Genomic DNA, 26,341 nt, shown 5'->3' on the forward strand with positions numbered 1-26,341 from the left:
ACCCCAGTTTTGAGCGTCCACTATTGTATACCCTTGCATCCACTTGGGGCAGCGCTAATCAGGTTTCTGTCAGGAAAGTCTACTGAGTTCGCAGAGCGTCTCACCTTTCGAGCATTCGATTATAAGTAACTCCTTGAAATCCGCTACAATAGCTTAGGCTATATTCCCATATAGGAGAAAGGACATGGATAACAACACCTGCGCCATCATCGCTGGGGCGACTGGCTTAGTCGGTTCAAAAGTCATTACAAACCTCATAAATCAATCAGGTGTTGGGACCTTATATTATCTTTCTCGCCGCCCACTCGATGGCGTCCTAGATGCGGACAATAAGCTTGTTCCTCTCATTGATGCCGACCTTTCTATCCACCAATGGGATGATAACCAACCAACACCGACCATCGGCTTTATCTGTTTAGGCACAACCCTTAAGCAAGCAGGCAGTAAGGATAATTTACGTAGAGTAGATGTTGATCTGGTGTGTAAAGTCGCCCAACAGATGAAAACGATCGGAGTCAAACGCCTTGCGGTTGTTTCTAGCCTTGGTGCAAATAGTAAATCGCCATCCCATTACCTAGCCTGTAAAGGACAAATGGAACAACGAATCGAAGCTATGGGTTTTGAGGAAATCGTGTTTGTTCGCCCAGGCCCGCTTGTTGGTCAACGTCAAAGTCCAAGAACGGACGAGAAGTTAGTGCAAACTCTGTTTAAGGTAATTCGCCCATTCATGCTTGGCAAACTGTCCAACTTTTTACCTATTCGAGCGGAAGATGTCGCCAAAGCGATGATTTATCAACTTTTCAGTTATCAAGAAGACTCGGTGGTTTACTTACAAAGGCAAGAAATGCGTGACTTACTGCATCACTACGAATAACCATTTTGTACATTTAACGTGCTAATTCACACTCTCACGCGACTTAGATCTCGTTTTTATATTCATTTTAGATCTAGCTAATACCCGTTTGTCATTTTTAAAGTTATATCGCGAGCGTTATCTTACGCCCCATAAACAAATCCGTATAAAACCCCGTATAAAAAACAACCGCCATTTCGGCAGGTTGATAAGGTCAGATTATGAATTTTGCAGTGATAGCCTCTCTAGCCGTCTTTGTTGGCATATTGTTCTTTCTATTTAACCAACAACAAAAGAAACACACACTCTCTCGTCTCGTTTTAATCGGTCTTGTTACTGGTTCTCTTTTTGGTCTTGCTTTGCAACTCATTCACGGTGAAGGCAACAGCGCAATTGCTCAAACACTTGAATGGGTAGGCATTGTAGGCAGTGGCTACGTTGGTCTACTGAAAATGGTCATCATGCCACTAGTATTGGTATCGATGATCTCTGCAGTTGTTAAATTGGAAAAAGGTGGATCATTAGGTAAAATTTCTGGCCTGACCATCTCTGTTCTTCTAGTAACGACTGCAATTGCTGCACTCATCGGTATCTTGGTGACAACGACATTTGGCCTTTCAGCAGAGGGTTTAACTGAAGGCGCGCGTGAAACCGCTCGTATCGCCGTTTTAGAAAGCCGTGCCGGTACAGTAAGTGACCTGACTATTCCTCAAATGCTAGTTAGCTTCATTCCAACCAACCCATTTGCTGATCTAACAGGTGCTCGCTCGACCTCAATTATCGCTGTCGTTATCTTCGGTGTATTAACCGGTATCGCCGCTCGCAAAGTGATGATGGAAAAAGCAGAGTTAGAATCACCGATTCGTACTTTCGTAGAAGCAGCTCAGTCAATCGTTATGCGATTAGTGAAGATGATCATGGCGTTAACGCCATACGGCATCGCAGCACTGATGGCAAAAGTGGTAGCAACATCAAGCGCAGGCGACATCCTAAACCTACTTGGCTTTATTGTGGCGTCTTATGTTGCTATCGCTCTGATGTTTGTTGTTCACGGCGTATTAGTCTCGTTTGTCGGCGTTAGCCCTGCGGAATACTTTAAGAAAATCTGGCCTGTACTGACCTTCGCGTTTACATCTCGTAGCTCAGCAGCAACGATCCCACTAAACGTAGAAGCGCAAATCACCAAGCTTAACGTTCCACCAGCGATTGCAAACCTATCAGCATCGTTTGGTGCCACTATCGGCCAAAACGGATGTGCAGGTATCTATCCTGCAATGCTGGCAGTGATGGTAGCTCCGACAATGGGCATCAACCCACTGGATCTGCACTTTATCCTGTCATTGATTGCGATTATCACTATCAGCTCATTTGGTATTGCTGGAGTCGGCGGAGGTGCAACGTTTGCAGCATTGATTGTTCTCCCTGCAATGGGCTTACCTGTCACCATCGCGGCGCTACTTATCTCTATTGAACCATTGATTGACATGGCACGTACCGCACTGAACGTTTCAGGATCAATGACTGCGGGTACGATTGCTAGCCGAGTGCTGAAGTCACCAGAAAGCGAAACAGCATTGGAAGAAACACGAGCGTAAAGCTCAAACTACTTCCCAAGCAATAAAACGTAAAATATCAAGCCGATGGTTCGCCATCGGCTTTTTCATTTTCAAAAATTCAACTTGCATCTTTCGTTGCTAGTCAAGGCGTTGAATGGTCTAATACTGTTATCGGTTTTGTAAACGGTAAGCAGAATGCACCAAGATAATCAGCCCACTTTTTTCTTCTTTGATTATGAGACATGGGGAACCAACCCCGCGAAAGATCGCCCAAGCCAGTTCGCTGGTGTTCGTACAGATGAAAACTTCAATATCATCGGCGAGCCTTTAGTCATGTACTGCCAGCCACCTGCTGATTATCTTCCGTCTCCTGAAGCTGCGCTTATTACTGGTATTACTCCGCAAAAAACGGTTCAAGAAGGCCTTTCTGAGCCTGAGTTTATCGCTAAGATTCACGCTGAACTCGCGAAACCAAATACCACCAGTTTAGGCTACAACAGCATTCGCTTTGATGACGAAGTGACCCGTTATACTTGTTATCGCAACTTTATCGATCCATACGCATGGAGTTGGCAAAACGGTAACTCGCGCTGGGATTTACTCGATGTATTACGCGCATGCCACGCCCTTCGCCCAGAAGGCGTAGAATGGCCAGAAAACGAAGATGGCTTTACTAGTTTTAAATTAGAGCACTTGTCTGTTGCTAACGGCATAGAACATAGTAACGCGCACGATGCGATGGCAGACGTGATTGCGACTATCGAAATGGCAAAGAAAGTAAAAGCAGCGCAACCAAAATTGTTTGACTACTTCTTTTCTATGCGCCAAAAGCGCAAGCTCAATGAATTAGTCGACATCGTCAACATGACGCCGTTGATGCACGTTTCAGGCATGCTAGGGCGCGAATGCCAGTACACTAGCTGGATTGTGCCTGTTGCTTGGCATCCAACCAATAACAACGCTGTTATCACTATCGATTTAGCGAAAGACCCTCAACCTATTCTTGAGCTATCCGCAGAAGAGCTACACGAAAGACTCTACACTAAGCGAGAAGATCTTGGTGACTTGCTACCAGTACCAGTTAAGTTGGTTCATTTAAACAAATGCCCTATTCTCGCCCCTGCAAAAACGTTAACGGCTGAAAATGCAGAGTCTATTGGCATTGATCGCCAGCAATGTCTCGCTAATCTCTCTTTGTTGCGCCAACATCCTGAAATTAGAGAAAAGTTGATTAGCCTCTTTTCAGTCGAGCGTAAATTCGATAAAAGTGATGACGTCGATACGCAACTTTACGACGGATTCTTCTCTCCGGCCGATCGCGCAGCCATGGATATCATTCGAGAAACCGACCCGAACAATCTTGCCGCATTGGACATTGAATTTGATGACAAGCGCATTAAACCTCTATTGTTCCGCTATCGTGCGCGTAACTTCCCAGGCACATTAGACGAGCAAGAACAGAGACGCTGGGCATTACACTGTCGAGAAGTGTTTGAAAGCCAAATTGAAGAGTACATGCTGAATTTAGAAAACTTAGTTCACGAACATGAAAGTGACGAAAAGCAGATTGCGATATTAAAATCCGTGTACCGTTATGTAGAGAGCTTAGCTTCTTAACTCCTCCTAATACAAGCGCACCTTATGGTGTGCTTGTTGTTTATATACTGTCAAAATGATTAAAGAACGATTCTTACAACTGATCCAACTGCTCATTTCAATCTTCCTCATCATGGGGGCACTTGGCATCGGAATTACCATTCAAAAGTTCACTGGCGTTTCCGTCCCAGGAAGTGTCATCGGTATGCTCGTACTGTTTTTCTCCATGACTCTTGGGCTTGTAAAAGTCGATTGGGTCAAACCGGGCGCCACGCTATTTATCCGCTACATGATTTTGTTGTTCGTTCCTATTAGCGTGGGATTAATGCAACATTTCGATATGCTACTCGCTAATGCCCTCCCTATCATTGCTAGCGCAGTTGGAGGCTCACTCATTGTACTGGTCAGCCTCGCTTGGCTGCTGGACTACTTGCTAAAGGAGAAGCACTGATATGTGGTTAGTTGTTACCATTGCGGTTTTTCTTGTCGCGCGCCAAATCGCAATCAAAGTGAATAATCCTCTCGCAAATCCTTTGCTGATCAGTATTGCAGTGCTCATTCCTTTGCTTACTTACTTAAATGTACCGTTTGAAACGTATTATGCGGATAACGAAGGGATCAGTTTTTTACTTCAACCAGCTGTAGTTGCTCTGGCTTACCCGTTATATGAACAACTACCACAGATTAAAGCAAACTGGCGAATCATCACTTTTGCTTGCACAGTAGGCAGTGTGATGTCGATGATGACAACCACCTTGATCGCAGTCGCTTTCAAAGCGGATATCAGTTTAATCGCAAGTCTAGTGGGTAAATCCGTCACTACGCCAATAGCAATGGAAATTTCGAGTCACCTCGGTGGTGAAGCTGCCGTTGCGGCGATCTTGGTTCTGATTGTTGGTTTATTGGGCGCGATTTTGGCATACCCAATTTACAACTTAATTGGAATTAAACACCCGATTGCACGTGGCCTAACAATGGGTACCGTGTCTCATGCCTTAGGCACCGCGACATGTGCAGAGAAACAGCCCATTGATGCCGCGTTCTCATCACTCGCATTGGTTTTATGCGGCATCATCACTTCTATTTTGGCTCCAAGCTTTTTTGCTTTGGCTGTCTGGCTATATCAATAGTTAAGCGCTCTCGGTCTGCCCTCCTTCCGGCAGGCCGTGGCCTTCCCGTTTCTTCCTTATCCCTTCCAAAATTCTGTATTACCTCATCTAACAACCCGTTCTAGTTAGATCGTTAAGGCACTCTGACGAGATACACACTAATAACTTCAACATTCAGTGCAATATTACTGACTCAACGTTGCTTAGATATCTAGGAATAACGTTGTTTGGACATGTAGGCATCGTAATTAACATATCCCAGCGTCTTGGTTATATGAATATATACTGATATGGTTAATTGTGAGACGGAGATAACGCTTCACGTCAGTGCAATCGAATACATGTGTGAGCTCACTCTAATTATGTAACAGAATTATCAATTGCATTATTTATCGTGATCTAACGCACGGAACATTTCTATCCTTCACATAGAATAACTGTCCATGCAATAACAAGGATTCAACATGAAAAGTCGCATTGAACAGGCGCTAGCAGGCGCTCCAGAAGCACTTTCCAAACAACTTGCTCCTATCATCCAAGCTGATGATTTTGATGCTACGCTTTCAGTTCAACAGTTTGAGCAGTTGCTTTCAGCTACCGGTCTATCAGATAAAGAGCTTCGTGTTGCTCTACTTCCTTTTGCCGCAGCATATTCCTATGCTCCTCTTTCTGAATTTTATGTCGGTGCTATCGTTCGTGGTCTCTCAGGTCGCCTTTACTTCGGTGCCAACATGGAATTCTTTGGTGTTCAGTTAGGTCAAACAGTTCACGCTGAGCAGTCTGCAATTAGCCATGCTTGGATGAAAGGTGAACGTGGTATTAAAGATATTACTATTAACTTCAGCCCATGTGGTCACTGCCGTCAGTTCATGAACGAATTATCTACCGCAAACGAGCTTAAAATCCAGCTCCCAGAACGCGAAGAAAAGTCGCTGCATGAATACCTACCTGAAGCCTTTGGACCAAACGATCTCGGTATCGAATCCGGCTTAATGGCAGAAGTAAAGCATCAGTTCTCATGCGATGATGAAGACACTCTAATTCAAAGCGCTGTTGAAGCGATGAACATGAGCCACTCACCATATACCAACAACTTGAGTGGCTTAGCATTAGAAATGGCTAGCGGCCGTGTATTCCAAGGTGCTTATGCGGAAAATGCGGCGTTTAACCCTAGTTTGCCGCCATTACAAGTTGCGCTGATCCAAGTACTACTTGCGGGTGAAACTTTTGACAATATCAAAGCCGCTGCTCTGGTAGAAAACTCAGAAGGCAAGATCAGTCATTTGGCTGATACGCAATCAACGTTAGAAGCGTTGAATCCAGATATTCCACTTAGTTTTGTCAACGTATAAGCGACAATTTCAGTATAAAAAGCTCTACGGCATGTAGAGCTTTTTTATTGCCTAAAAACCAAAAGCAAACGTTTGCTTTGTCATGAAACTTCAGTATGATCTCCTGCAATTTCTGTCTCACCACTCTATTTTGTAAGGGAACACTATGTTTGGCACTGCAACCAGCGCAAATGCTACCCGTGTATTACTTTTAGGCTCTGGCGAACTCGGTAAAGAAGTCGCAATTGAATGTCAGAGACTTGGTTTAGAAGTGATTGCTTGTGATCGCTATGCTAATGCTCCAGCGATGCAAGTTGCTCACCGTAGTTACGTCATCGATATGTTAGATGGAAGCGCCTTAGAAGAAGTTATTACAAAGGAACAACCTACTTACGTCGTACCTGAAATCGAAGCTATCGCAACCGACAAACTGGTAGAGCTTGAAGAAAAAGGGCTGAATGTTGTTCCAACCGCTAAGGCAACCAAGCTAACAATGAATCGTGAAGGTATCCGACGTTTGGCTGCAGAAGAACTAGAACTGACGACATCACCTTATCGTTTTGCAGATACTTTTGAAGACTTCAAAGCCGCGGTTGAGCATGTAGGCATCCCGTGCGTAGTAAAGCCAGTTATGAGTTCTTCAGGTAAAGGGCAAAGTGTCATCAAGACCGAAGACGACGTTGCAAAGGCATGGGATTACGCACAGGAAGGCGGACGTACGGGGGCAGGTCGCGTGATCGTGGAGGGTTTTATCGACTTCGATTACGAAATCACTTTATTGACTGTAAGAGCCGTTGACGGTGTTCACTTCTGTGCTCCAATTGGCCATCGTCAGGAAGATGGCGACTACCGCGAATCATGGCAACCACAAGCCATGTCAGAAAACGCAGTAAAAGCAGCAGAATACACGGCAGAGAAAGTAGTCAACGCACTCGGTGGCTACGGCATCTTTGGTGTTGAGTTATTTGTTAAAGGCGATAAGGTCATTTTCAATGAGGTCTCTCCTCGCCCACACGATACAGGCATGGTCACTATGATTTCTCAGGAAATGTCAGAGTTTGCTCTCCACGTACGTGCATTTACCGGAATGCCGATTAATAATATCGTACAATATGGTCCATCTGCGTCGGCCGTTATTCTTGGTCAAGGGACTTCCACAAGCATTCGCTTTGACAACCTAACCAAAGCCTTAGCTCAACCTCAAACGCAAGTTCGTCTATTCGGCAAGCCAGAAATCGATGGTCGCCGTCGTTTAGGTGTTGTCCTTACGCGACGAAAAACCACCGAAGAAGCCGTTCAAGATGCTGTTGAAAGTGCATCAAAAGTGAATATCACTTATTAAATACGAACCACTTATACAAAAATAGCGCAGCTCAAATTGCTGCGCTATTTCGTTTTCCAAACCGAGGAAAACCTATTCACTCTCGATTAAGTACACTTCTTCAGAGAAGCGACTTAAGCCTTTTTTCGCAATTTTAGGATGGTTTTCATCAGCTTCATCTACGTTCAAACAGGTAACTTTGTAACCTGAAAATAACTGCTCAATCTCTTCAACTGGCACGCTAAATGGAGGCCCCGCCATCTCTTCTTGAGGATAGTTGAGTGTAACAAGCAAAATACGACCGCCTGGATTCAAAAGTTGCTTGAGACGCTCTACATACTCCTCTCGCATATCTTGCGGTAAAGCAACCAACGCGGCGCGATCATAAATGATATCGGCTTGAGATACTGGTGCAGTGAAAAAGTCCCCAGTATAAATAGAGAGCTCATCAAATTGATAAAGCTCGTGCATACCATTAACAGGCGTCACGGTTGGCGTATAAAAATGTTCAGCAAAAAAGGCACGAACAGCGATATGGCTCAGCTCAACACCTTCAACTGAATCATGCTTCATCGCCAACCAAATCAAGTCTTCTGACTTTCCACACAAAGGCACTAACACTTTGTCTTCACGCTTTGGGTTTGTGTGTTGCCAATATGCAGGTAATAGCGGGTTTACATCTTCCAAGTGAAATCCGATTTGATTACTGGCCCATTTATTATGCCAAAACTCTTGATCTCTCATTTTACTTTCTACTTGTCGGCTGATTTTCATTTTGAGAAGTAAGACTAACGATTTTTTTCAATTTGTCTATGCCGTTCATCTTTGGTTAATACAGCGGTGATAGGATGTAAACGTTCTTATAGGAACCACGCCTTTATCTGATAAACAGAATAAAGAAAAGAGAAATGGTGATCTAACGCACGATTCCACTTCAAGACAAAACTGAAACCTTGGAATCTTTCGTAATGACCCCATTAATAAGTTAGTACCTGATTTGCCGAACTTAGCGACCTTTATGTTCCCTATTTTCTAAGTACAAGCAAGTTAAGGAGAGTGAATGAGCTTATTTCTTCGTACTACAGCATTGATGCTTTTGGTACTTAGCCGTGCACCGGCATTTGCCGCACTTCCAATAACCCCAGCGCCGAGTGGCGATCAAAATCGTTCAACAAGTCAAAACGAAGTTTGTTCGAAACTCTTTAAACATAGCCTTAGCGGCTTGTATGGTATTCAGTCAATCGACGCAACTCCAACTCAGCCATACACTGACTTCGACATTCTTTACAGCAAAGCTCACCAAGCACAATTTGAGCTTGAAACTATCTGTAAAAGTACCGCACTTCTTAATGATGCTCAGCCATACTTCGCAGGCGTAAAGTCCAAACAACGAGCAGAAGAAAAAATAGCTTTGGAGTTAGATGGAAAAGTCGAACGCATTACTGACCTAGCCCGTGCCACGATTGTTGCTGAAGACGTCGCGAGCTTAGTCTCCATTTATGAAACCTTAGAGCGTGAAACAACAATTGTTAAAGTAAAAAATCGCTTCAAAAAACCTGGTCCTTCAGGCTATAGAGACTTGAACTTACTCGTTCGTTTACCAAAGACAAATCTGGTTGCCGAAGTTCAACTACACTTAAAAGCCATCGCAGATGTGAAAAGCGGTCCTGAACACGACCTATACGAAAAAATCCAGAAACTAGAACGCCAAGCGATGATGGAGAAACGCGAACTAAGCGAACTAGAACTCGCTTCTATTCGCAACATGCGTGCACAGTCTAAAAACTTGTACCAACAAGCATGGCAACCATACTTAACAACGCACCTAGAAGCAGCGTAATCTATATCATTAAGATATACTCAAAAACAGAAAAACCACCGCATTGCGGTGGTTTTCGTTTATATGCGACACAAGTTTTACGCAAAAAAAAGACCACGCCTTAGCGTGATCCATTTATTCGGCTTACTGTACTTTCTTCAGGTTTTCTACACGAGCTTTTAACTTCTGACCCGGGCGAAAAGTCACTACACGTCGAGCAGTAATTGGAATATCTTCACCGGTTTTCGGGTTACGACCAGGTCGTTCATTCTTGTCACGAAGATCAAAGTTACCAAAACCTGACAGTTTTACCTGTTCGCCACTTTCCAGTGCCTTACGAATCTCTTCAAAGAACACTTCCACCGTTTCCTTGGCGTCCCGCTTACTAAATCCTAATTTATCAAACAGGTTTTCTGCCAGTTCGGCTTTTGTGAGCGCCATAAAACTTTCCTCAAAGCTATGTTAAACAATGCTACGTTAGTGTAGCGCCAGAGCAGTTTTACCCTACCAATTCAACAACATATCGGGGTTACATCAGGAAGTGTATGACAAGCTTATGATTTTCGCCAACTTTTTTCTTGGCGAACAAAAGGAATAGCACTATGTAAATTATTGTTAAACGCCAACATTTTGATATTTTTGTTTTTGTTTTCTCTTTAATAGGAAAAACATCCAGCTGATAAAACTAAAAGTAGTTTAAATATCAACATTAATCACTATTTAATAAAAATATCAGAGGTTGGTTATTTAACAGACACTTGACATAGAACTTGTCGTAAATTCAGTGATTTGTATGTAACTCGATACGTAACAATTGAACTAAATGGTATGACCACCTGGCTTTGCAACTGTGCTTAGAAAGCTTGATTAAACCCACGCTTCTCACTGTTCAGCGATGACGCAATATATAAAGGTTGATAATGTGGTTCTTCGTGTATCTCCACATTAGCTCCTTACACTTCATCTAGGCGACCATGATTAATCAAATCATAAATATTCTTTTCCCTGTTTTTGCTCTTGTCGGCGTCGGCTATTTGGTAGGTCGTTACATCAAGCCTGACTTTCGTCCAATCAACCGCATTAACATTGAGGTTTTCACACCTGCGCTGGTGTTTTCTTCGCTCGTTAACATGCCGTTAGACTCGAATCAGGGACCACTCCTTTTTGCAGCAATTGTCGCGGTTTTGGTTCCCGCACTACTCATGATCCCAGTATGTCGATTGACGTCACTGTCGTTTAAAACCTGGGCACCACCACATATGTTTCGCAATAGCGGAAACCTTGCTATTCCTTTGTTTACCTATACGTTTGGAGAAATTGCGCTATCCTCAGCAGTACTGCTATTTGTCGTGTCAGCATGCTTGCACATTAGTTTAGGTGTAATGCTACTTAGTAATGGCAACCCTTTTAAGCAAATAGTCAAGATGCCAATCTTTTTAGCTGCGTCGTTGGCTCTGTTTCTCAACGTGTCAAATGTGGGTGTATGGGCACCTTTATACGAAGCGACTGCTCTACTTGGCCAAGCGGCAGTACCCGTGATGCTTTTATCCCTGGGGGCGCAAATGTGTCATTTAAGAGTGGACGGTTTAAAGGTTGGTGTATTGTGTACCGTGCAGTCGCTTGCAACTGGGGCGGTTGCATTTGCACTTATTTATTGGTTAATTCCCCTTCCAACGATGCAATTGCAAATGATGGTACTCTTCACAATGCTGCCACCAGCCGTCATGAATTACCTATTTGCGGAAAGGCTGAATATAGAGCCCATGAAAGTGGCGTCAATGGTACTATTTGGCAACTTTTTCAGTATTCTTACGCTCCCACTTCTGCTTAGCTATACCCTCTCACTCGCCGCCTAGCCGCCAATAAGCTAGCGTTAGCGTCTGTTGGCTGAAAAACGATATATGCCAAGTCTCGATTAAGCGTTACCTCGAGTTTGGTCCAGATTTTTGAGGTTGTTGGAGGTGACGTAAACGGCCTAGTACGTGAATCACAATAAGATAATGCTCAACATAAAAAAACCCTGCCGATTTGACAGGGTTTTTAGTTTCTTAAGAGAGATAGTTCGTCTAACGCTTAGTCACGTAGAGACGCACCAAACTTCTCAGAAACGTGAGCAACGATAGCGTCAACCGCACCAGCTATATCTGCATCTTCAAGCGTACGCTCAACTGACTGTAGAGTCAGAGCGATTGCTAGGCTCTTCTTACCTTCTTCAACGCCTTTACCTACGTAAACGTCGAACAGCTTCGCATCTTTAAGGAACTCGCCACCTTGCTCTAAACAAGCATTAACGATGTCACCAGATGCTACCGCTTCGTCCACAACTACAGCGATATCACGACGGTTTGATGGGAATTTAGAAAGCTGAACCGCTTCTGGGATCACTTTACTGTTGATTGCAGACCATTCGATTTCGAATACGATAGTACGACCGTTTAGACCGAACTTACGCTCAAGCTCAGGGTGAACGGTACCGATCACGCCCACTTCTTTGCCATCTACGATGATTGCCGCAGATTGACCTGGGTGAAGTGCTGGGTTAGCTTTTTTGCTTTCAGGTGACAGTGCAGCGAAAGAGTACGCTTTTTCGTTCGCAGATAGCTCTAGAATCGCTTCTAGATCGCCCTTAAGGTCGAAGAAATCAACGGTGTTAGTTTCGATATCCCAGTGCTCTTCACCACGAGTACCAGCAATAACACCTGCAAGCATAGGCTCTTGGCGCATGCCGTTTTCTGCAGATTCACATGGGATGAAACGTAGGCCGTATTCGAATAGACGAACGCGTGGCTGTTGACGTTTCTGGTTGTGAACAACCGTGTTCAGCAGCCCTTGGATAAGACCAAGACGCATTGCTGACATGTCTGCAGAAATTGGGTTTGGAAGCACTAGAGGCTCAACACCAGGTACAACTAGCTTTTGTTGTTCAGGCTCAACGAAGCTGTATGTAATTGCTTCGTGGTAACCACGGTCAACAAGAAGATCACGAACGCGTTTCAGTGGAAGATCCGCTTCAACGTGGTTGTGCATCTTAAGTGCTGCAGCTGGGTGTTGGTTAGGAATGTTGTCGTAACCGTAGATACGGCCAACTTCTTCAATCAGATCTTGCTCTATAGCGATATCGAAACGCCATGTTGGCGCTACTGCCAACCAACCTTCTTCAGAAGCTTCAACAGTCAAACCTAGACGCTCTAGGATTTCTACTACGTCAGCATCAGCGATGTGGTGACCTAGTAGGTTGTCTAGTTTAGTGCGACGTAGAGCAACTTTGTTTGGCTTAGGTAGGTCTGCTTCAGACTCTACTGCAACAACAGGTGCTACTTCACCGCCACAGATTTCAACAAGAAGCTGAGTTGCACGCTCCATTGCGCTCACTTGTAGTGCGTAATCCACACCACGCTCGAAACGCATTGAAGAATCAGTGTGAAGACCATAGCTACGAGCGCGACCGCGGATATGGTCAGGTGCAAAGAATGCACACTCTAGTAGAACGTCTTTAGTCTCAGTTGTTACACCAGACTCTTCACCACCAAAGATACCTGCGATTGCAAGTGCTTTGTTGTGGTCAGCTACAACTAATGTATCTGCATTTAGTTCTGCTTCGCTGCCGTCAAGAAGTGTTAGCTTCTCACCTTGCTCAGCCATACGAACTACGATGCCACCTTCGATCTTCGCTAGATCGAATGCGTGCATTGGTTGACCTTGCTCTAGAAGCACGTAGTTAGTGATGTCTACAACAGGGTCGATAGAGCGAATACCACAACGACGCAGTTTCTCTTGCATCCATAGTGGCGTTTCAGCTTGAACGTTTACGTTCTTAACAACACGACCTAGGTAACGAGGACACGCAGCAGGAGCTTTCACTTCAATAGACACTTTATCGTCGATTGAAGGGGCAACTGCTTCTACTGATGGCTCAGTCACGTCAGCACGGTTTAGTACGCCAACTTCACGAGCTAGACCACGAATGCTGAAACAGTCAGCGCGGTTTGCTGTTAGATCTACGTCTACCGTTACGTCATCTAGACCTAGGAATTCACGGAAATCAGTACCGATTACTGCGTCTTCTGCTAGTTCCATGATGCCGTCTGACTCAACATCAATGCCTAGTTCAGTGAACGAACAAAGCATGCCGTGAGATGGCTGGCCACGTAGTTTCGCTTTTTTGATTTTGAAATCGCCTGGAAGAACAGCACCAACTGTTGCTACCGCTACTTTCAGACCTTGGCGACAGTTAGGTGCGCCACAAACGATGTCTAGAAGCTCTTCTTCGCCTACATCTACTTTAGTAACGCGAAGTTTGTCTGCGTCTGGGTGTTGACCACATTCAACAACGTGACCCACTTTAACGCCAGTGAAAGAACCCGCTACAGGAAGAACGTCGTCTACCTCTAGGCCGGCCATTGTAATTTGATGAGTGAGTTCGTCAGTAGTAACCGCTGGGTTTACCCACTCACGAAGCCATGATTCGCTGAATTTCATGTTGATGAACCCTCTGGATTACTTGAACTGTTTTAGGAAACGAAGATCGTTTTCGAAGAACGCACGTAGATCGTTCACGCCGTAACGAAGCATCGTTAGACGCTCAACACCCATACCGAATGCGAAACCAGAGTATTTTTCAGGATCGATGCCTACGCTACGTAGTACGTTCGGGTGAACCATACCGCAGCCTAGTACTTCTAACCATTTACCGTTTTTGCCTTTCACGTCTACTTCAGCTGAAGGTTCAGTGAATGGGAAGTAAGATGGACGGAAACGTACTTCTACTTCTTCTTCGAAGAAGTTACATAGGAAATCGTGCAGGATGCCTTTCAACTGTGCAAAATTTACGTTCTCATCAACCAGCATACCTTCCACTTGGTGGAACATTGGCGTATGCGTTTGGTCGTAGTCGTTACGGTATACACGGCCCGGAGCAATGAAACGGAATGGTGGTTTACCATTTTCCATCGTACGGATCTGTACGCCTGACGTATGAGTACGAAGCATCAAATCTGGGTTGAAGAAGAAAGTATCGTGATCAGTACGAGCAGGGTGATCAGCGGCAATATTTAGCGCATCAAAGTTGTGGAATGCATCTTCGATCTCTGGGCCAGCTTCGGTGTTAAAACCAAGTTCGCCAAAGAACTTCTCAATACGCTCTACAGTACGAGTTACTGGGTGTAAACCACCGTTCTCAATACGACGACCTGGTAGTGTTACGTCGATTGTTTCTGCTGCTAGTTTCGCTTCAAGCTCTGCACGTTGTAGTGCGTCTTTACGAGCTGCGATAGCTTGCTGAACGACGCCTTTCGCTTTGTTTATTTCTTGACCAGCTTCACGGCGTTCTTCTGGTGGTAGTTTACCTAGGCTTTGAAGTTGAGCAGTTAGCTCACCTTTTTTACCCAGATACTGAACACGCACTTCATCAAGTGCGACTAGCGATTCGGCAGCTTCAATTGCAGTGCTCGCGCTAGCAATGATCTCTTCTAGATGTTGCATCGTTTCCTCATCTACCTGTTGGTAGTGTCCATAAGGGAGTGATTGGTTTTTTGATAGCTGTACATAGTAGCCAAACCGGGCACCAATGCCAAATTGAATTACGAAAAGAAGAGGTTATTGAATAAAAAGAGCACAAAAACGTCAAAAATGTCATCTTTCATTAATCTGACGTTAAGTTGTGCCCTTTTGTTTTAGAAATAGTATTGAATAGATAGCTCGATAAAATCGTCATCTCGGGCGAAATAGAGCAAATCGTTTGGCGTTTCATTTTTGAACAACCAAGCATCAATTTGCCACTTAAAGTTATTCGATATTCGGCTCGAGGCTTCTAACTTGGCATTGTAAACATCGGCGTTATCTAAATCCTTTGTGATTCCCGTCAATAATTCCGTTCCGTCCTCGTCGTTGAGCGCCCAACGAATGCCTGCAAACACATCATTTTGACCGATAGTTTGTGCGTTATTCCCACGACTGTCGTAGAGGTACTCACCAATCACACCCACATCCCAAACCGTGTCAAATGCGCCAACGAAGGTGTACTCAAATCCCGTCACAAGACCGACATGATTATCTGCACTATCTCGATAAACACTTTCCAGTTTCCATAACCAATCGCCAACGATTCCTTGTACATCGAGACCGACATGACTCATCAGAGCGTAGTAAGGCTTTAATTCCCCGTACTCAAAACGAAAGTAAGGATCCCGGTTTGTTCCATATGAATAGCTCAGGCCTACGTCCCAATCGCCAAGCATTTTCGAATATCGAAAAGCCACATCTACCTGCTTTTCTTCTCTGCTTGATTCATAGATAGCATCATCTGAGACAACAGGTTCGGTTCGTAAACGACCGTCAGTACCCGCAAACGTTCGTTCCCTAAAGTAAGGTAATAACATTGCATGGACGGTGCCCCAATCTTTGAATGAGGTGAAATACAACATTGGCTGACCGAGTTTATCTTCACCATCGACGGCTTCAATGGCGTCTGTCTGGTTTACTACATCAACCAAATGGGCGGATTCCGTCACTCCCCAAAAGACCTTACTAATCCCAACTCGAAGCTCATAATCATCCCAATAAGTCAGATAAAGCGCCTCTCTTATGTCTCCGTGACTTCGCTCATCGTCTAGACTATCCAAACGATAGAAAGGTGTGAGGGTAAAGCTCGCATCACCATTTTGCATCTCCCAGTAAAATTCTGGCTGCAAAACCAATGACGTTTGCGCTTTGCTCTGACCCTGAGAGCCAGAATCAAAAAACTGACGATGCTCAATATTGACTTGTCCTGCAAGCTCAACGGCGGCAAGAGGCATCGAGTAAAGAGAGGTTGCTGCGCTAAGCAACAACCCAACATTTGATCGGTTCATTTCTCCTCCACTACCTCACTCGTTTTAACACATTCTTATGAAAATCATTGTCTTCGAGCCCAGTGTTAAAGCGCATTTCACTTGTTGTTAGCTCAGTGCTTTTTCCTGTTTGATGATTTGTCATCGCCATAGTGTGCGCTCGCCAATATTGGTTGAGGTACTGCTTGTAATCGGAAAAAGAAAGCGTTTTTAACAACGACCCTTTGCGATCGTAAAACTCAACTTTCAGTGGGCGGTAATGCGCTTTATCTAACCACACCGTTTGCTTGGTATAACCTGAGTTCTTATCGGTCGGAATTTGCTCTACGACGAAAACATCTTGCCCGTTTATGCTGTCATCTTTTAGGTAGTTGAAACGGTATTTTTCAATCTCAAAGGAACTGAGATCCTCATACGCAAATTCACTGCCCATGAAAGGGCCTGATTTGTTACGCGAGGAAATACGTTTCACACGCTTCAGTGCTGGAAGGTAAAGCCACTGGTCATCGGCACCCACTGTATGAGAGTGGTTGAGAAACGCGGTGCCTTTCACATCTCTTGGTTCATCAAATATTGTGAGTCCTTTGTCACCACCGTCCTCAACTTCGAGTGATTGGAGGCGCATTAAACGTGTGCTGCTTTCTCCTTGTGCGTTCCGCAGAATCATTTTCATGGTAGCAACAGAATCCCCCCACCCTTCATCACGGGCTTTGCGCTCTTGAGCAATTTCTAATCCTTTCGCTTCATCCGCTAACACCGCATGACTCATAAAAAGCGAGACAGAAAGTGCAGATACTTTTAAGGCATTTTTTAGTAAATTCATGTTCAATCCTTTGATTCGTTATGACTGAGTAACAGCCGTGGTTTGAGAGTCAGTTGATTTAAGCTTGTTTCGGCGGCCCACCTCGTCGTAGACGCCTTTGTCAAACAACATCAGTAGAGTCGGTAGAAAGATGAAATCCACAACAAGAGCAATGAAGATAACAATTGCACTCAACTGCCCCATATCGGCATTTAAGCGGAAGCTCGACATCGCCAGAACGGAGAAACCAGCAACAAGCACGACAGTCGTAATCCAAAGCGCGCGCCCCACGGTGCGAAAAGCGTAACGAACCGCTTGTTCCGCGCTATGGCCATCTTTACGAGCGTGTTGGTATTTAGAGAGAAAATGAACGGCATCATCAACCACAACGCCAAGCGTCAACGTCACAACAACAGACAACCCCAAATTAATTTCACCAGAAACCAGCGCCCAAATACCAAAACCAATAAGCGCAGGGGCGATATTCGGGACCAGGCTGATTAAACCGAGCTTGAACGAGCGTAAGGCAAAGATCAGTAATGCCGAAATTAAGACCAGAGTGATAGGCAAGGTTGACAGCATGCTAGCCATATTCGTTTCGCCAATATGCGCAAACATCAGTGATGGACTAGAAGCAACAACATCATACTGAGGCGCGTTTTCGTTAAACCATTGGTAAATACGATTTTCCAAATCAACAAGCTCGACGCTGCCCAAGTTCTCCACGGTGAGAACCATCTTGATTGACGACTTATCAACATTGATTTGGTTGTTCAAATCTAAGCCATACGGTAGTGACATTTCATAAAGCAGCAGATATTGAGCCGCTAATTCTCTGTCTTGAGGGAGCGAGTAATAAGCCTGATCATCTCCATGCATGTTCTTGTTTAGGCGCTTATAAACATCGCTCAAGGTCGCAACATGGTCCGTTTCTGGCTGCAATCTTAGCCAGTCAGTAAATTTACCCACAGTATTGAGAAAATTAGGATCCGCAATGCCCTGCGATTCGTTAGTTTTTATCGCGATACTGATGTTCGCCATGCCACTGATTCGCTCTTCCATAAAATCAGCCGCTCGAAGAAATTCATTGCTATGACCAAAATATTCGACGGATTCATCGTTGACTTTGTTCAGCGGAATCAAACTCGCACTCGCGACAATAACAAGCACCGACAACGGCAATAACGCATGTCGCTTTGACACCACGAAATCCCCTAAGTGATCCATAAAGTGCTTTCTTTCATCAGCAGTGTCTGACTTCACCCTAACAGGAAGGATATGAAGTAACGCCGGAAGTAATGTGATGGAAAGGAAACAAGCAATCATGACGCCAAGGGCTGATAGGTTGCCGAAATCTCTCAGGATTGGAGAATCCGACATATTCATCATTAAAAAGCCGATCGCGGTGGTAATGGAGGTAATCAGGATGGGCATGAAATTGAGCGCAATACTTCGTTCAATAGAATGGGCTTTACTAAAGCCGTTTTGCATAGACTGACGCATCGTCGCTATGATGTGCACACAGTCAGCGACGGCAAGCGTCATCACCAAGGTAGGCACATTAACTGTCGCCGTGCTTAAGAACATACCAGCCCATCCTGATAAGCCCATTGTCACCATAACTGAGCCGATAATAACGATGAGTGTCGCGATGACGCTAAGCAATGAGCGCAACATGAGAGTCAGGAAAACCAATATCACTAGTAGCATGGTCGGCACTAGCGTCGCGCTGTCATCTTGAGCTGCGGTCATAAACGCGTAGTTCATTGCAATAATACCGGCTTTGTGGAACTCAGTGTCCGGGTACACTTGCTGATAACGCTCAATCATTCCGTTTATGTAGGCAACCACTTCTTGTACTTCAGCGGTTTTATCGACCTCAGGGAGTTGGACCGTAATATTCACGACCGTGACATCCCCTTTTTCGGAAATCAGTGAACTTTTCAAAACCGGCTCACTCAACGCAATACTTTTGACTTTGTCGATTCGCTGAGGCGTCAATTCATATTCGCTATACAGTAAATCTTCGACAAGAAGATCATCTTCAAACGCTTCGGTATGCTGGTAGTTGGCAAGGGAATCAACACGGGTGGAGTATGGGACTTGCCACGCCTCGTCAGTGATCTGCTGAATAAGAGATAAGGTGTTAGGAGTAAAAACAGTGCCACTTTTTGGCGCTATGACCAAAGCAAGACTGTCAGATTTTGCAAAGGTAGTCTGAATTTCATCAAACGCAAGTAACTGCTCATTTGTTCCATCAAAAAAGATGTCGTAATCCCCTCTAAAGTAAAGATTTTTTCCTCCAATAGTTGCTATAACAATCAATAAAACGGTAGCAAGCACAACCAACACACTGTAATTCGTTGGTAGCTTGACCCAGCTCATTCGGGCTTGTTGTTGAACGTTGTGATGTGGCATCACACTCTCCTTTTGTGACGTTTCGTCAAATTTAAAAACTAAAAAAAACAGCGAATGCTGTGATAACCAGATAACTTCAACATATAAAAATCAGATCGAATTTATTTGGTTATATAAGTTAGTTTTTGAGTAACTTCCTATACTTCTCGAGATCGGTAACTTGAGTACCAATTTCTAATTTTTTGACGATTCGTCACAATGGTGTAATAAAAAAGCCAACTAAAATATTAGATGGCCTCTATAACGATTAGCGATTCACAGACTCTAAATAAGCAAGCTCTTCGCTGAACAATTCCTGTTCCACTCGACGCCACGTTTTACGGTAATCCCACTCTGTCGATAAAGGTGACCACCCTAAACCATCAAGTAACATATTCGCGTTATGCAGTACTGAGAATGGATCTTGAATTCGCTGAATACATCGACTGTTCGATGCATTTTGCGCTAGAGCGTTTGAACCGAAGGCAATAGACCAGTTAGCAAATACGATGGCATCAGAACCAATTGCGGGAGAGAACTTAAGGTCTCCACATTCCACCGCATTATTCACCAACGCATCAGCACCATCTATTACTTGTTCTTCTAAGTTGTTCAATTCATTCACACGCTTAGGCGAAGCTTTCTCTAGGACCCAAGGCGTCTTTGCAACAATCGCACAGGTTGATAGTACAGGCTCCATACGAGCGTAAATACGATAACCTACATGCATAGCAATGATTTTTTCTCTGGTATTGCCATTGAACTTAGCGGTACGTTCGAAAAATATTGCCTCGCTTCTCAGCGAGTGAATACAAAGCGCAAGAATCACATCTTCTTTGCTGCAAAAATGATTGTAGATCGTTCCCTTCGAGTAAGGGCTTGCCGCTGTGAGCTTGTCCATCGTTAAGTTGGCAAAGCCTTGCTCTTGAACCAGAGACTTAGCCAATTGAATAAGCTCTATTTCACGATCAGCAATCGCCTGTTGTTTTTTAGTTAGCCCTGAAGACGTACGACATCCGTCTTGCTTGCTATCTTTTTTACAGCGAAAGTTAAACATAATCCTTTGATCCGTATACCAACACACTCCCAATAATTGTAACACGATTCTTGAATACAGGAACGCCACTAATTTTGACGAACCGTCAAAAATGACACTTCGTCATAATAGATCAAAAAACAAACATTGCAAGTATGAATTTATAGCTAACCGAAAAATAAGCTTTAATTATATATAACCAAGTAACATCAAGATGCTTGGTTCAGCGAGAATGATTTGATTGTAAGGAAAGGCTAGAGTGGAGTGCGGGGACATAACCCCAAAAATCAAAACCTTAAAAATTGGACAACGAGTGATATTGAAATGATGTTATTCAAAAAAGCCCAAAACACTTAAAGTTTGGATTCAAAACAGTAACTGATAGATGCTCTATTTACAAAGTGTGCTCTGTCTTGGGCTTTTCTTTTACTGCTTCCTTTCAATATTAGAGCTGCAAAACTCAATAACATAGTGAGAAAGCGATTCTCTTTAAGTAAAAGACTGAATTTCTAAATCGAGAGGCTTGGTTTATCACCTGCAGATGCAATGGCATAACGAATATCGTCAATAAATCGCCTTTCTGTCTCGATAATTCCATCAGAGAATGTGACTGGTTGATGTGGCCCTGCAAGTAGAACAATATTAGTAAAATCAGAGACGTTGAAGTTCTCTGCCACAACATTTTGGGAATGAAAATCGATAACCGTTTTTGCGACTTGATCTTCCAATTGCAAAAGCTGCTCTTCGGTAATTTTCATGCGTGCCAAAGCCACACGAACGCATTTATCGTGGGTTGTTGTCTGTTCTTTTATGATTTCCGTATATTTATCATTGAGCTTGGAGTTTTCTGCATAGCTGTAATATAACGGCCCGTGCAACGTTATATTTTTATCTTCATCAACGTAAACAAGATCCAATAACTCCAAAGCTTTTAGGTAATCAGACATGCTCTGCTCAGACAAATCATACTTTTTCTTTAAAATGGAATATCCATCTTTGCCTCGCAGCATTCTCAATTCACGATAAAAATCGTAAAGATGGGGAAATTGAAAAAAGACTTCATCTTGCGTACGGCTAAAGTAATCCTCGTCTTCACCTTGTAATTGATTCGCAAGCTTTTGTAGCTCATCTAACGTGCAATCAACAGCTCTACAATATTCAAGCAGTTTATCCAAAGCGAGATTTGTGCTTGTTAAGTGTCTCTTAAAAGTGGACAGCGGCATGCCCATTTTCTCAGATAGCTCTCGATATGTTAGCCCTTTTGTTTTAATCGCTTGGCGTAATGCGGCTAGCAAGTATTCGGGAGTCAGATCTCTCATCTACAATTCCTTTTGGCAATGTTACAGCTGTATAGTATTTGTAACAATTTAGAACCGCTTGGCAAGGTATAAGTTCATATTTTTATAAGAAAAATATGAATTAATATATCGAAATCAAAATTCACAAGATAAATGGAAAATTCAATATGAATTCAATTTCATTATGAATATAAAATGATACACAAAACAAAAGTGAAGCAATTACTCTAAATTATTGGGATTAATTTTAATGGTAACGTAAAGTTAAGAATATAAGCCTATTCGCTCTGCGAAAATCTAGAATAATTAACCTAAAAATAAAAAACGAAAAATGAATAAAAATTCACCATTCCTAGCAACGCTTTTCCTCGTATATTAGTCCGCAAGTTTCACTGCAGTACCAAATGCCAAAATTTCCGAAGAACCATCTACGATTGAGCTCGTGGTAAATCGAATCCCTACAATCGCATCTGCACCTTTAGATTCAGCGTCTGCTACCATGCGCTGTATAGCTATATCACGCGCGTCGGTCATCATTTCCGTGTAACCGCGAATTTCACCGCCAACAATGCTTTTGATACCCGCCATGAGGTCACGACCGATGTGTTTTGATTGAACAACATTACCAGTTACAACCCCTCTTATTTCAGAGATCTGCTTGCCCGGAATGCTTTCTGTTGTTGTGTAGATCATTTTTAGTCCCTTATAAACGTAAAATATATACCCAAGCCATTTTATTACCAACAGAGCATTGATCACTAATCAAATCGGGAATACTGATAGACAAGATTCTGAATGGCAAAACTGAAAAATATTTGGGTATATATTTTAGCAATAAAAAAGGAGAGCTAATGCTCTCCTTCTCTTAATCCTAAACTGCTAATTAAAGAGCAGCTTTCGCTTTTTCAACTAGAACTGCAAATGCAGCTTTGTCGAATACTGCGATGTCCGCAAGGATCTTACGGTCGATCTCGATAGATGCTTTCTTAAGACCGTTGATGAAACGGCTGTAAGATAGACCATTTTGACGAGATGCCGCATTGATACGTGCAATCCATAGTTGACGGAATTGACGTTTCTTAGCGCGACGGTCACGGTAAGCGTATTGACCAGCTTTAGTAACTGCTTGGAAAGCTACGCGGTAAACACGTGAACGCGCACCGTAGTAACCTTTAGCTTGTTTTAGAACTTTCTTATGACGTGCACGAGCTTGTACACCACGTTTTACGCGAGGCATTATGCTTCTCCTAAACTAAACGATTGATAACTAAAAAGAATTAAGCGTATGGCAACATACGGATTACTGCAGCCACTTCACATTTTGGAAGGATTGCATTCGGACGTAGTTGACGCTTGTTCTTAGTAGTACGCTTAGTCAGGATGTGACGTTTTGTAGCGTGCTTGTACTTAATACCACCAGCAGTTTTCTTAAAACGCTTAGCAGCACCTTTGTTGGTTTTCATCTTAGGCATGATGAATAACTCCGCATTGAGTAGGTTTAATAAACAACGTAATTAGGGCGAACAAAACCCAGCCGTTATGCCTTTATCGAAAGGAAAGCGGCTAGGTTTTAATTACTTGATGAGCCGTTAATTACTTCTTTTTAGGGGCTAGCACCATGATCATCTGGCGACCTTCAATCTTCTTAGGGAAAGATTCAACCACAGCAAGTTCTGCAGTATCTTCCTTAAGACGATTTAGAACGTCAACACCGATGTCTTGGTGTGCCATCTCTCGGCCACGGAAGCGAATTGTTACCTTCACTTTGTTGCCTTCTTCAAGGAAACGCGTCAGGTTGCGTAGTTTTACCTGATAGTCTCCAATATCAGTTCCAGGACGGAATTTTACTTCCTTGATCTGGACCTGCTTTTGCTTCTTCTTCTGCTCTTTAGCAGTTTTGCTCTTCTCGAAGAGGAACTTACCATAGTCCATCACACGACAAACAGGTGGCTCGGCGTTAGGACTGATCTCAACGAGATCCATACCAGCTTCTTCAGCAGCTGCAATGGCTTCTTGAATCGATACAACACCAACTGATTCACCGTCAGCGCCTGTTAGTCGAACTTCACGAATACCACGAATTTCACCGTTGATACGGTGCGGGTTTTGTTTTACCGGCTGTTGGCCACGTCTTCCGCCTTTAATAGCTTATTCCTCCAGATTGAGCTTACGGCTAGAGATCTCGTCTTGGATGTATGCAATAAAATCATCCACTTTAAATTTACCAAGATCTTTACCTTTACGAGTACGTACTGCAATTTCGCCAGCTTCCATTTCTTGGTCACCAACAACAAGCATATACGGTACACGCTTCAAAGTATGTTCGCGGATTTTAAAGCCAATCTTCTCATTTCTCAAGTCCGCTTTAGCTCTAATTCCACTTTTTTGTAGTTTTTGTACTATTTCTTGAACATAACCTGACTGTTTATCAGTAATGTTCATAAGAACTGCTTGTTCTGGCGCCAACCAAGTTGGGAAGAAACCAGCATATTCTTCGATAAGGATACCAATGAAGCGCTCTAGTGAACCTAGAATCGCACGGTGAATCATTACCGGTACAAGACGTTCGTTATTTTCACCTACATAAGTAGCGCCTAGGCGACCTGGTAGGTTGAAGTCTAGCTGGACAGTACCACACTGCCAAGCGCGGTCTAGACAATCGTATAGTGTGAATTCAATCTTAGGACCGTAGAACGCACCCTCACCTTCTTGAATTTCGTATGGGATATCCATCGATTCAAGAGACTGCTTCAATGCTTCTTCAGATTGATCCCAGATTTCATCTGAACCTACACGTTTCTCTGGACGAGTAGACAGTTTCACTACGATGTTGTCGAAACCAAATGTTTGGTACGTATCGTACACCATCTTGATGCAGTTTGTTACTTCTTCTTGGATTTGGCTCTCAGTACAGAAAATGTGAGCATCATCCTGAGTAAAGCCACGTACACGCATAATGCCGTGCAGTGCACCAGATGGTTCGTTACGGTGACATGAGCCGAACTCTGCCATACGTAGCGGTAGGTCGCGGTACGATTTTAGACCTTGGTTGAAGATCTGTACGTGACCTGGACAGTTCATTGGCTTAATTGCGTATTCACGGTTCTCAGAAGAAGTTGTGAACATTGCATCAGCGTATTTATCCCAGTGACCTGAGCGTTCCCAAAGAACACGGTCCATCATTAGCGGACCTTTTACTTCTTGGTAACCGTACTCATCTAGCTTAGCGCGGATGAATACTTCCAGATCACGGAAAATAGACCAACCATTGTGATGCCAGAACACCATACCCGGTGCTTCTTGTTGCATGTGGAATAGGTCTAGTTGCTTACCAATCTTACGGTGGTCACGCTTCGCTGCTTCTTCTAGGCGAGTTAGATGCGCTTTCAGTGCTTTCTTATCGTGGAAAGCCGTACCGTAGATACGTTGAAGCATTTTATTGTCGCTGTTACCACGCCAGTAAGCACCTGCCACATTCAATAGAGTGAAGTGTTGACAGAAGCTCATGTTAGGAACGTGAGGACCACGACACATGTCGATGTATTCTTCATGGTGGTAAAGACCTGGACGATCATCACGAGATACGTTTTCGTCTAGGATTTCCACTTTGTATGGTTCGCCACGTGATTCAAACGTATCACGCGCTTCCTGCCAGCTTACTTTTTTCTTAACAACTTCGTACTTGGTTTTCGCTAGCTCTTTCATACGCTTTTCAATCTTTTCAAGATCTTCTTGCGTTAGAGACTCATCTAGATCGATATCGTAGTAGAAGCCGTTGTCGATGGTTGGACCAATCGCCATTTTAGCTTGTGGGTAAAGCTGCTTAAGAGCGTGACCAAGAAGGTGAGCACAAGAGTGACGAACGATTTCTAAACCGTCTACTTCATCTTTTACGGTGATGATTTCAAGGCTTGCGTCTTCTTCAATTAGGTCACACGCATCAACGCGGTTACCGTTTACACGACCAGCGATCGTTGCTTTTGCAAGACCAGGACCGATCGATTGCGCAACTTCCATAGTAGAAACTGGGTTGTCAAATTGACGCTGACTGCCGTCAGGAAGAGTAATAATAGGCATGCTATGTCCTTTACAGTGGTGTTGCACACCAAGCAACACATGTTATTCAAATTAGAAGCTATTTGTTGAAAATAGTTGAGAGTCAATAAAGGCCTCTCGGTAACACGAATACCGGACCGTTATCGAAAATGGGATTGTACCTAGCTCACATTTAGATTGCAAAGCGCGATTTTGTTTTATCATAAGAACTTAACCTCAGGCCTCGCCGCGACAATCTGATGATTCTTCTTAAGGGCTCACATCACTTGTAAACGGAGTTACCCCCTCCCAATAGAACTTGAATACACAACTGGTATAATAGTTCCTAATACATATTAAC

General features: G+C 43.7%; 23 protein-coding genes. 9 read left to right on the forward strand and 14 right to left on the reverse strand.

What is annotated here, in order from left to right:
- Nucleotides 1-184: 184 nt before the first annotated feature.
- The 7 genes from OO778_RS10060 (at nt 185) to purT (ending at nt 7,787) form a co-directional block, all read left to right on the forward strand.
- The gene (locus OO778_RS10060; protein WP_005397784.1) at nt 185-874 is read left to right on the forward strand and encodes an NAD(P)H-binding protein; all 690 of its coding nucleotides are present in this window, start codon (nt 185-187) and stop codon (nt 872-874) included.
- A 200-nt stretch (nt 875-1,074) separates the two neighbouring features.
- A complete protein-coding gene (locus OO778_RS10065; protein WP_054867346.1) occupies nt 1,075-2,448 on the forward strand; it encodes an L-cystine transporter in 1,374 nt (457 codons plus the stop codon).
- A 156-nt stretch (nt 2,449-2,604) separates the two neighbouring features.
- On the forward strand, nt 2,605-4,026 hold the full coding sequence (sbcB, locus tag OO778_RS10070) for an exodeoxyribonuclease I (protein ID WP_264909553.1): 1,422 nt from the start codon (nt 2,605-2,607) through the stop codon (nt 4,024-4,026).
- Nucleotides 4,027-4,081: 55 nt separating this feature from the next.
- Nucleotides 4,082-4,456 (forward strand): CidA/LrgA family protein, encoded by a 375-nt coding sequence (locus tag OO778_RS10075; protein ID WP_005397786.1) that lies wholly within the window; start codon nt 4,082-4,084, stop codon nt 4,454-4,456.
- Nucleotide 4,457: 1 nt separating this feature from the next.
- Nucleotides 4,458-5,135, forward strand: coding sequence for an LrgB family protein (locus OO778_RS10080; RefSeq protein ID WP_005377888.1), 678 nt, complete (start codon nt 4,458-4,460; stop codon nt 5,133-5,135).
- Between the two features lie 443 nt (nt 5,136-5,578).
- Nucleotides 5,579-6,466 (forward strand): cytidine deaminase, encoded by an 888-nt coding sequence (gene cdd / locus OO778_RS10085; RefSeq protein ID WP_005397788.1) that lies wholly within the window; start codon nt 5,579-5,581, stop codon nt 6,464-6,466.
- Nucleotides 6,467-6,611: 145 nt separating this feature from the next.
- A complete protein-coding gene (purT, locus tag OO778_RS10090) occupies nt 6,612-7,787 on the forward strand; it encodes a formate-dependent phosphoribosylglycinamide formyltransferase (RefSeq protein ID WP_258586754.1) in 1,176 nt (391 codons plus the stop codon).
- A 72-nt stretch (nt 7,788-7,859) separates the two neighbouring features.
- Here purT and OO778_RS10095 read toward each other — a convergent pair whose 3' ends face one another.
- A complete protein-coding gene (locus tag OO778_RS10095) occupies nt 7,860-8,510 on the reverse strand; it encodes a thiopurine S-methyltransferase (protein WP_046874957.1) in 651 nt (216 codons plus the stop codon).
- A gap of 316 nt (nt 8,511-8,826) precedes the next feature.
- Between OO778_RS10095 and OO778_RS10100 the strand changes: the two genes are divergently transcribed.
- Nucleotides 8,827-9,606 (forward strand): RelA/SpoT domain-containing protein, encoded by a 780-nt coding sequence (locus OO778_RS10100; protein ID WP_006741655.1) that lies wholly within the window; start codon nt 8,827-8,829, stop codon nt 9,604-9,606.
- 123 nt (nt 9,607-9,729) lie between these two features.
- Here OO778_RS10100 and ihfA read toward each other — a convergent pair whose 3' ends face one another.
- Nucleotides 9,730-10,026, reverse strand: coding sequence for an integration host factor subunit alpha (gene ihfA, locus OO778_RS10105; protein ID WP_005377899.1), 297 nt, complete (start codon nt 10,024-10,026; stop codon nt 9,730-9,732).
- A 533-nt stretch (nt 10,027-10,559) separates the two neighbouring features.
- Between ihfA and OO778_RS10110 the strand changes: the two genes are divergently transcribed.
- Entirely contained in the window at nt 10,560-11,441 is an 882-nt protein-coding gene (locus OO778_RS10110; protein ID WP_074191174.1) for an AEC family transporter, read from the forward strand.
- Between the two features lie 217 nt (nt 11,442-11,658).
- Here OO778_RS10110 and pheT read toward each other — a convergent pair whose 3' ends face one another.
- The 12 genes from pheT to thrS all read right to left on the reverse strand — a co-directional run bounded on the left by pheT (nt 11,659) and on the right by thrS (nt 26,022).
- Nucleotides 11,659-14,064 carry a phenylalanine--tRNA ligase subunit beta gene (pheT, locus tag OO778_RS10115; RefSeq protein WP_074191173.1) on the reverse strand — a complete coding sequence of 802 codons (2,406 nt, stop codon included), beginning with the start codon at nt 14,062-14,064 and terminating at the stop codon, nt 11,659-11,661.
- Nucleotides 14,065-14,082: 18 nt separating this feature from the next.
- Nucleotides 14,083-15,066 (reverse strand): phenylalanine--tRNA ligase subunit alpha, encoded by a 984-nt coding sequence (gene pheS / locus OO778_RS10120; RefSeq protein ID WP_005385470.1) that lies wholly within the window; start codon nt 15,064-15,066, stop codon nt 14,083-14,085.
- Between the two features lie 191 nt (nt 15,067-15,257).
- On the reverse strand, nt 15,258-16,433 hold the full coding sequence (locus OO778_RS10125; RefSeq protein ID WP_074191172.1) for a hypothetical protein: 1,176 nt from the start codon (nt 16,431-16,433) through the stop codon (nt 15,258-15,260).
- 10 nt (nt 16,434-16,443) lie between these two features.
- Nucleotides 16,444-17,235 (reverse strand): outer membrane lipoprotein-sorting protein, encoded by a 792-nt coding sequence (locus OO778_RS10130; protein ID WP_258616432.1) that lies wholly within the window; start codon nt 17,233-17,235, stop codon nt 16,444-16,446.
- Between the two features lie 18 nt (nt 17,236-17,253).
- A complete protein-coding gene (locus OO778_RS10135) occupies nt 17,254-19,632 on the reverse strand; it encodes an MMPL family transporter (RefSeq protein WP_264909616.1) in 2,379 nt (792 codons plus the stop codon).
- 247 nt (nt 19,633-19,879) lie between these two features.
- A complete protein-coding gene (locus OO778_RS10140) occupies nt 19,880-20,668 on the reverse strand; it encodes a TetR/AcrR family transcriptional regulator (protein ID WP_005395898.1) in 789 nt (262 codons plus the stop codon).
- A gap of 488 nt (nt 20,669-21,156) precedes the next feature.
- Complete coding sequence (locus OO778_RS10145; protein ID WP_074191169.1) at nt 21,157-21,966, reverse strand: helix-turn-helix transcriptional regulator; 810 nt, start codon at nt 21,964-21,966, stop codon at nt 21,157-21,159.
- A 354-nt stretch (nt 21,967-22,320) separates the two neighbouring features.
- The gene (locus tag OO778_RS10150) at nt 22,321-22,638 is read right to left on the reverse strand and encodes a heavy metal-binding domain-containing protein (RefSeq protein WP_005377919.1); all 318 of its coding nucleotides are present in this window, start codon (nt 22,636-22,638) and stop codon (nt 22,321-22,323) included.
- A 190-nt stretch (nt 22,639-22,828) separates the two neighbouring features.
- Nucleotides 22,829-23,182 carry a 50S ribosomal protein L20 gene (rplT, locus tag OO778_RS10155; protein ID WP_004727974.1) on the reverse strand — a complete coding sequence of 118 codons (354 nt, stop codon included), beginning with the start codon at nt 23,180-23,182 and terminating at the stop codon, nt 22,829-22,831.
- Between the two features lie 40 nt (nt 23,183-23,222).
- Nucleotides 23,223-23,417, reverse strand: coding sequence for a 50S ribosomal protein L35 (rpmI, locus tag OO778_RS10160; protein WP_005377932.1), 195 nt, complete (start codon nt 23,415-23,417; stop codon nt 23,223-23,225).
- A 121-nt stretch (nt 23,418-23,538) separates the two neighbouring features.
- Nucleotides 23,539-24,039 carry a translation initiation factor IF-3 gene (gene infC, locus OO778_RS10165; RefSeq protein ID WP_302470007.1) on the reverse strand — a complete coding sequence of 167 codons (501 nt, stop codon included), beginning with the start codon at nt 24,037-24,039 and terminating at the stop codon, nt 23,539-23,541.
- Nucleotides 24,040-24,093: 54 nt separating this feature from the next.
- Nucleotides 24,094-26,022 carry a threonine--tRNA ligase gene (gene thrS, locus OO778_RS10170; RefSeq protein ID WP_005395892.1) on the reverse strand — a complete coding sequence of 643 codons (1,929 nt, stop codon included), beginning with the start codon at nt 26,020-26,022 and terminating at the stop codon, nt 24,094-24,096.
- Nucleotides 26,023-26,341 lie beyond the last annotated feature (319 nt).

This window comes from Vibrio sp. STUT-A16 (genome assembly GCF_026000495.1).
GTDB lineage: Bacteria > Pseudomonadota > Gammaproteobacteria > Enterobacterales > Vibrionaceae > Vibrio > Vibrio diabolicus.

Excerpts from the sequence above, each read along its gene's own strand:
- cdd (WP_005397788.1), top strand. The coding sequence starts at position 5,579 with ATGAAAAGTCGCATTGAACAGGCGCTAGCAGGCGCTCCAGAAGCACTT.
- OO778_RS10065 (WP_054867346.1), top strand. The coding sequence starts at position 1,075 with ATGAATTTTGCAGTGATAGCCTCTCTAGCCGTCTTTGTTGGCATATTG.
- rplT (WP_004727974.1), bottom strand. The coding sequence starts at position 23,182 with ATGCCTCGCGTAAAACGTGGTGTACAAGCTCGTGCACGTCATAAGAAA.
- OO778_RS10150 (WP_005377919.1), bottom strand. The coding sequence starts at position 22,638 with ATGATCTACACAACAACAGAAAGCATTCCGGGCAAGCAGATCTCTGAA.
- thrS (WP_005395892.1), bottom strand. The coding sequence starts at position 26,022 with ATGCCTATTATTACTCTTCCTGACGGCAGTCAGCGTCAATTTGACAAC.
- rpmI (WP_005377932.1), bottom strand. The coding sequence starts at position 23,417 with ATGCCTAAGATGAAAACCAACAAAGGTGCTGCTAAGCGTTTTAAGAAA.
- purT (WP_258586754.1), top strand. The coding sequence starts at position 6,612 with ATGTTTGGCACTGCAACCAGCGCAAATGCTACCCGTGTATTACTTTTA.
- OO778_RS10110 (WP_074191174.1), top strand. The coding sequence starts at position 10,560 with ATGATTAATCAAATCATAAATATTCTTTTCCCTGTTTTTGCTCTTGTC.
- OO778_RS10075 (WP_005397786.1), top strand. The coding sequence starts at position 4,082 with ATGATTAAAGAACGATTCTTACAACTGATCCAACTGCTCATTTCAATC.
- OO778_RS10060 (WP_005397784.1), top strand. The coding sequence starts at position 185 with ATGGATAACAACACCTGCGCCATCATCGCTGGGGCGACTGGCTTAGTC.
- pheT (WP_074191173.1), bottom strand. The coding sequence starts at position 14,064 with ATGAAATTCAGCGAATCATGGCTTCGTGAGTGGGTAAACCCAGCGGTT.
- OO778_RS10100 (WP_006741655.1), top strand. The coding sequence starts at position 8,827 with ATGAGCTTATTTCTTCGTACTACAGCATTGATGCTTTTGGTACTTAGC.
- sbcB (WP_264909553.1), top strand. The coding sequence starts at position 2,605 with ATGCACCAAGATAATCAGCCCACTTTTTTCTTCTTTGATTATGAGACA.
- pheS (WP_005385470.1), bottom strand. The coding sequence starts at position 15,066 with ATGCAACATCTAGAAGAGATCATTGCTAGCGCGAGCACTGCAATTGAA.
- OO778_RS10125 (WP_074191172.1), bottom strand. The coding sequence starts at position 16,433 with ATGAACCGATCAAATGTTGGGTTGTTGCTTAGCGCAGCAACCTCTCTT.
- OO778_RS10095 (WP_046874957.1), bottom strand. The coding sequence starts at position 8,510 with ATGAGAGATCAAGAGTTTTGGCATAATAAATGGGCCAGTAATCAAATC.
- OO778_RS10130 (WP_258616432.1), bottom strand. The coding sequence starts at position 17,235 with ATGAATTTACTAAAAAATGCCTTAAAAGTATCTGCACTTTCTGTCTCG.
- OO778_RS10145 (WP_074191169.1), bottom strand. The coding sequence starts at position 21,966 with ATGAGAGATCTGACTCCCGAATACTTGCTAGCCGCATTACGCCAAGCG.
- OO778_RS10135 (WP_264909616.1), bottom strand. The coding sequence starts at position 19,632 with ATGCCACATCACAACGTTCAACAACAAGCCCGAATGAGCTGGGTCAAG.
- OO778_RS10080 (WP_005377888.1), top strand. The coding sequence starts at position 4,458 with ATGTGGTTAGTTGTTACCATTGCGGTTTTTCTTGTCGCGCGCCAAATC.
- ihfA (WP_005377899.1), bottom strand. The coding sequence starts at position 10,026 with ATGGCGCTCACAAAAGCCGAACTGGCAGAAAACCTGTTTGATAAATTA.
- OO778_RS10140 (WP_005395898.1), bottom strand. The coding sequence starts at position 20,668 with ATGTTTAACTTTCGCTGTAAAAAAGATAGCAAGCAAGACGGATGTCGT.